The organism is Microcystis sp. M_OC_Ca_00000000_C217Col (genome assembly GCF_007095585.1).
Classification (GTDB): Bacteria; Cyanobacteriota; Cyanobacteriia; order Cyanobacteriales; family Microcystaceae; genus Microcystis; species Microcystis panniformis.
The window spans coordinates 1-5,226 of record NZ_SFBV01000274.1 but is presented as its reverse complement, the minus strand read 5'-3'; the positions used below and the strand labels follow the sequence as shown (position 1 = coordinate 5,226).

Genomic DNA, 5,226 nt, shown 5'->3' with positions numbered 1-5,226 from the left:
CTCCATTTTTTTGCTTACCTCCACCTTAATTCCTTCTTTCAAAACTATACCTATCAATCGTTTCCCCTTTTTTTAAGTTTCTTCTCTTTTTGTTAAGAAAGATCCGACTAATGGATAGCCTTGATAAGGGGGGCAGGGGGGATCGAACCTAAAATCCATTTTTAATTCAATTATAACCAGCTACTTATCTAACTGCCTATTGCCTATTGCCTATTGCCTATCCTAAGCAAGAAGTTGATTTTGTTCAATGTCCTAGTATATATGATCGCTAAGTGCAGATGATCTTAGAAAGACTAATGACCGAAGATCATTGGGGGGTTTATCTGACACGAATTTATATTAAACTTAGGATTGGTTTATTGAATTATCGTCTTATTAAAACTGTGGAAGTAATGGAAATCGGGCAAAAAGTCAAGGTCTGTCGCTTAAGAGACCGCGTTAACTCGGACGTAGCGGGTAAATTGGGTAAAGTGGGTGTCATCAAAAATTTTAAGATGACCGATGGCAGCGGTGTTGGTGCTGTTGTCCAGTTCGATGATAAGACCGCTACTTGGTTTTTTGAGGATGAACTCAAACTCATCTAAATATAACGCTTAGGAATTAATTATGTCCTTAATTTTGACCTTTTTGGGCAAGGGGGGCAGCGGTCGCAGTACAATAGCGATCGCTTCGGCAAAGAAAATGGCTGGTCTGGGGTCAAAAGTTCTCTTGATCGGGCAAGATTCTGGTCCCGCTTGGGGATTACTCCTCAAGGCCTCGCCTAGCTCCTCTATTACGGAAATTGCCCCTAATCTCTCGGTTGTCCAGCTTAGTAGTACCCAGTTACTAGAAAAAAGTTGGGAAGAAGTCAAGGAATTGGAAAAGCAGTATTTGCGTTCTCCCACCTTGAAAAATGTTTATGGTCAAGAGTTGGGCGTTTTACCCGGAATAGACCAAGCTCTAGCCTTAAATTTCCTGCGGGAACAGGATAAAAGCGGAAATTACGATGTCATCATCTACGACGGCAGCGGAGATATAAACAGTCTGCGAATGTTAGGGATTCCAGAGGTGGGCAGCTGGTATTCACGGCGTTTCCGGCAGGTTTTCAGCGATTCTGAGATTGGTCGCACCCTTTCTCCCTTTTTGCAACCAATCGCCGCCGCCGTGCTGAATTTCTCCTTTAATCCCGACGGTTTAGGGAAGAAGGTCGATAATAACATTCTAGACGAGGGACGTTCCGCTTTAGCCGATCCTCGGCGAGTTTTAGCCTATCTAGTCACCAATGATGATCCAATTGCGATCGCAGATGCCAAATATCTTTGGGGTGGGGCGCAGCAAATCGGTTTAAATGTGGGGGGAGTGATTTTTAATCGCTGTCAGAGTGCTACGGAGGATTTTGCCCCGCTGCCGGCTGCGATTTTACCCGACCGTCAAGGAGAAGATTGGCAGGAATTAATCGCCGAGTTACCCAATTTTCTCACGGTGCAGCCGCCCAAACCGTTAATAATCGATACGGCAGCCGGTCAGGTAAAGGTTTATTTACCCGGATTCGAGAAAAAACAGGTAAAACTGACGCAATCGGGTCCAGAATTAACCATCGAAGCCGGGGATCAACGGCGTAATATTGATGTACCACCGCCTCTAACCGGACGAGCGGTAAAAGGGGCCAAATTCCAAGACGGTTACTTAATTATTTCTTTTTAAGGGATTATGTCGAACACCGAGATAGAAAACAAGGATAATCGAGGCGCAAAAACTCGCCAATTATTGGGCATGAAAGGGGCCTCATCGGCAGAAACTTCCCTCTGGAAAATCCGCTTACAATTGATGAAGCCGATCACTTGGATTCCTCTAATTTGGGGGGTTGTCTGTGGGGCGGCTTCATCGGGGAATTATACTTGGTCTTTAGAAGATGTCTTAAAAGCGGCCACCTGTATGTTACTTTCTGGTCCATTGATGACTGGTTATACCCAAACTTTAAATGATTTTTATGATCGAGAAATTGATGCAATTAATGAACCCTATCGTCCGATTCCTTCGGGGGCAATTTCTATTCCCCAAGTGGTCGGTCAGATTTTGGTTTTATTAGCAGCTGGGTTAGGAATATCTTATCTTCTTGATCGCTGGGCCGGTCATGATTTCCCGCTCATGCTCTGTTTAACCCTATTTGGTTCTTTTATTGCCTATATTTATTCAGCGCCGCCTTTAAAATTAAAACAAAATGGTTGGCTAGGAAATTATGCCCTCGGTGCTAGTTATATAGCCTTACCTTGGTGGGCAGGTCACGCCCTTTTTGGTCAGTTAAATTGGACAATTATGATCCTAACCCTCATCTATAGTCTGGCGGGTTTAGGCATTGCTGTGGTCAACGACTTTAAAAGTGTGGAGGGTGACGAAAAATTAGGCTTAAAATCCTTGCCAGTTATGTTCGGAATTACCACCGCAGCTTGGATTTGTGTGATTATGATCGATGTTTTTCAAGCAGGAATTGCTGGCTATCTGATTAGTATTCATCAGAATCTTTATGCCGCTATTTTACTGTTATTAATTATCCCTCAGATCACTTTCCAAGATATGTATTTTTTGCGGGATCCGCTCAAAAATGATGTCAAATATCAAGCCAGCGCCCAGCCTTTTCTAGTGTTAGGAATGTTGGTGACAGGTTTGGCTTTAGGTCAGGGGATACTCTGAAGATTGTAGTTAATAAAAACAGGAAATATCCAGTTTATGGGACATAATCGCCTTGAATTGGGCTTCTGTTTAAGGTAACTTGAGCGGTCAAGGGGGGTGAAAATGGATTTTCGGTTCGATCCCCCCTTAATCCCCCCTTGATAAGGGGGGTGCCGATCCCGCCTTGATAAGGGGGGTATCTGACAATTTTTAACACCTACCTACTTAGCTCGATCCCTAGTCTTTTCGTTACAATCAAGAGGGAATCGATGCCGGGGGAAAAATTTACCTTTTTTTCTTCCCTCCGATTTGCCATTCTTGACGAACTAATCAAGAATAGTTTCTGTTTAACAAGATTGATTGAGACAAGTATCTCGAACCTAGTCACCATGAGTAATACCAGTAATTTTCGCCAAGCTTTACGCGAGGCTAAAAGCCAAGCACTTATCGGCCCCAATGTTATCCCCAAGGCCCTGCCCTATCTCGGTGGCGGTCTAATTTTGACTGCGGTGGGAACCTATGGCGGTTTAGGTGTGATCCAATCCTATCCCCAGATTTTCTTCCCGACTTTCTTTGTCGCCCTGGTTGCCGAGATTATTTTATTTTTTGTCGCCCGTAATACTGCGGAAAGAGGCAATACAGGCACTGCTCTGCCCCTGCTGACTCTCTATAGTCTTCTTTCTGGCTATACTCTCAGTGGAATCGTCTATGTGGCCTTAGGTACTTCCGGTGTCGGTTTGCGAGGAGTAGCAATTGCTGCCCTCGGTTGCGGCATTGCTTTTGTGTTGGGACGGAATATCGGCTCTAATCTGTCGGAAAAAGATGGTTTAGCCCTGACTCAAACCGTTAGCATCGGTATTCTCGCTCTCTTTATTGTTCTCATTGGTCAGCTAATTTTCTCTATCTTTGGTGGTGCTACTCCCACCTGGTTAGAAATTGCTATTTCTGGCATCGGGGTTTTCTTGTTTGCTGGTTCGGCAGTGGTGGACTTTTACATCTTGCCCCGTACCTACAGAGATGAACAGTATCTTAGTGCTGCTTTATCGATGTATTTGACCTATATCAACCTATTTATCTTTATTCTGCGCCTTTTAATCGCTCTTAACGGTCGAGATTAGGGCAAATAGAGAGGAGTTAGAAATTAGTTACAACCTAACTTCTAACTCCGCTAGAATAGTAAAGAAATGTAAACGGACTGTAAAGATCATGACTGAACCACAACCGACTCAAACCCCCAAATTAGAAGATCCCAAATTTGGTTTTAATGACTATGCCGAGCGCCTCAACGGTAGAGCCGCTATGATTGGTTTTGTGATCACCCTGTTGATTGAGTATCTAACTGGCCAAGGTCTGCTATCTTGGTTAGGGTTACAGTAGTTTTTTAGGCTTTTTTAGGCATTCTAGGGGAAATAAAGCCTTGAGTGTTAGCTAACGCATACAGGCTTCATGATTTTCCCCGTAGAATCCTTGCAGGACCGAATCACCTCGCTGTTGTGGTGTGCCGTGGGAGCGATTAGGAGCTTCAAAATCGCCCACTTCCGAGGCCGCTTCCGCTAGAAGTTTTCCTGCTATTATATAATCCTGTTTGGATAAACCTCTCGCTTCGGTAAATAACCAGGAAAGGGTATCTCCGGCTAGACAATCGGCCTGTAATTCAATGCCGATGCTCATTCCACCTTCATCGATGCCACCAATACCCCGATTCCACTGAACAGCGTGAGCGGCCTCATGAGCGACGGCGTAAAGGGGAAATAGAGGATTATCGCTAATACCAGTAACTTGCTTGAGATTGACATAGACTGTATTATCTACAGTGCAGAAAGCCGCTAGGGAAATTACGCCGCAGGGAGTGGTTATCGGCCCATTGCTTAACAAATACTTAAAATTGATCTGGTGTAATTGAGCCGTATATTCAATTACCGCTTCTAGGGCATCCGTAATATCGTCTGCTTGCGCTCTCTGGGCTAGAGGGGATAAAATCAAGAGGGAACTACAAGAAACGGCAGATATCAGGGATAATAACCGTTTAAGGCCAGAGTTAGGTTTCATGGTACTAACAAAGTCGGGAGTGAGGAAGAAGTTTAATTGATCTGAATTAGCCTACCGCTACGATCACAATTTTAAAAGCTATGTATAAGACTTTCAGAGAAAATACAGAATTTACGCGGCTTTTGATCGAAGTTGACAGAATTTCTCCTCAAGGTTGAGGAAATTAATTTGGCACGACCACTGATTGTGTTGAAAATCTGCCCGTCAGTCAGGCAAAAAGCTCCCCATCAGGTCATTTCCCCATCTCCCCACCCCGAACATTCGTTACACTTGTACTACAAGTCTATCCCCATTTCTCGCAAACGAGCCGCCAGCCGTTGAGAACGCTGTCTTTCCGCTTCCAGAGCTTGCTGAGTAGCATTTAATTGCTCCTGTGCTGCGGCCGCTTGCTCCTGTGCTGCAGCTGCTTGCTCCTGTGCTGCTTCTTCTGGCAAGGGGATTAAATTGCCTTCCGAGTCATAAAATCTGGCCCAGATTGCCGTTTCTCGGTCAATAGTACCCTCCCAAGTTCCCAACCAATAGCCTAAG

General features: G+C 44.6%; 6 protein-coding genes and 1 pseudogene. 5 read left to right on the top strand and 2 right to left on the bottom strand.

Annotated elements, in window-relative coordinates; translation table 11 throughout:
- Nucleotides 1-392: 392 nt before the first annotated feature.
- From petP to EWV66_RS17260, 5 genes are all read left to right on the top strand, one after another.
- On the top strand, nucleotides 393-584 hold the full coding sequence (petP, locus tag EWV66_RS17280; RefSeq protein ID WP_002742483.1) for a cytochrome b6f subunit PetP: 192 nt from the start codon (nucleotides 393-395) through the stop codon (nucleotides 582-584).
- Nucleotides 585-606: 22 nt separating this feature from the next.
- Nucleotides 607-1,683, top strand: a complete 1,077-nt coding sequence (locus tag EWV66_RS17275; protein WP_052277044.1) for a Get3/ArsA fold putative tail anchor-mediating ATPase NosAFP — start codon at nucleotides 607-609, stop codon at nucleotides 1,681-1,683.
- A gap of 6 nt (nucleotides 1,684-1,689) precedes the next feature.
- Complete coding sequence (gene chlG, locus EWV66_RS17270) at nucleotides 1,690-2,670, top strand: chlorophyll synthase ChlG (RefSeq protein WP_072927582.1); 981 nt, start codon at nucleotides 1,690-1,692, stop codon at nucleotides 2,668-2,670.
- 368 nt (nucleotides 2,671-3,038) lie between these two features.
- Complete coding sequence (locus EWV66_RS17265) at nucleotides 3,039-3,767, top strand: Bax inhibitor-1/YccA family protein (RefSeq protein ID WP_043996014.1); 729 nt, start codon at nucleotides 3,039-3,041, stop codon at nucleotides 3,765-3,767.
- Nucleotides 3,768-3,855: 88 nt separating this feature from the next.
- Entirely contained in the window at nucleotides 3,856-4,026 is a 171-nt protein-coding gene (locus EWV66_RS17260; RefSeq protein ID WP_002742489.1) for a CAB/ELIP/HLIP family chlorophyll-binding protein, read from the top strand.
- Nucleotides 4,027-4,077: 51 nt separating this feature from the next.
- On the opposite strand, the gene EWV66_RS17255 is transcribed toward EWV66_RS17260, so the two are convergent.
- Nucleotides 4,078-4,698 (bottom strand): metalloprotease, encoded by a 621-nt coding sequence (locus tag EWV66_RS17255; RefSeq protein WP_052277043.1) that lies wholly within the window; start codon nucleotides 4,696-4,698, stop codon nucleotides 4,078-4,080.
- 275 nt (nucleotides 4,699-4,973) lie between these two features.
- Nucleotides 4,974-5,226 (bottom strand): annotated as a pseudogene (locus EWV66_RS17250) (Uma2 family endonuclease); the annotation flags it as partial.

Excerpts from the sequence above, each read along its gene's own strand:
- petP (WP_002742483.1), top strand. The coding sequence starts at position 393 with ATGGAAATCGGGCAAAAAGTCAAGGTCTGTCGCTTAAGAGACCGCGTT.
- EWV66_RS17275 (WP_052277044.1), top strand. The coding sequence starts at position 607 with ATGTCCTTAATTTTGACCTTTTTGGGCAAGGGGGGCAGCGGTCGCAGT.
- chlG (WP_072927582.1), top strand. The coding sequence starts at position 1,690 with ATGTCGAACACCGAGATAGAAAACAAGGATAATCGAGGCGCAAAAACT.
- EWV66_RS17265 (WP_043996014.1), top strand. The coding sequence starts at position 3,039 with ATGAGTAATACCAGTAATTTTCGCCAAGCTTTACGCGAGGCTAAAAGC.
- EWV66_RS17260 (WP_002742489.1), top strand. The coding sequence starts at position 3,856 with ATGACTGAACCACAACCGACTCAAACCCCCAAATTAGAAGATCCCAAA.
- EWV66_RS17255 (WP_052277043.1), bottom strand. The coding sequence starts at position 4,698 with ATGAAACCTAACTCTGGCCTTAAACGGTTATTATCCCTGATATCTGCC.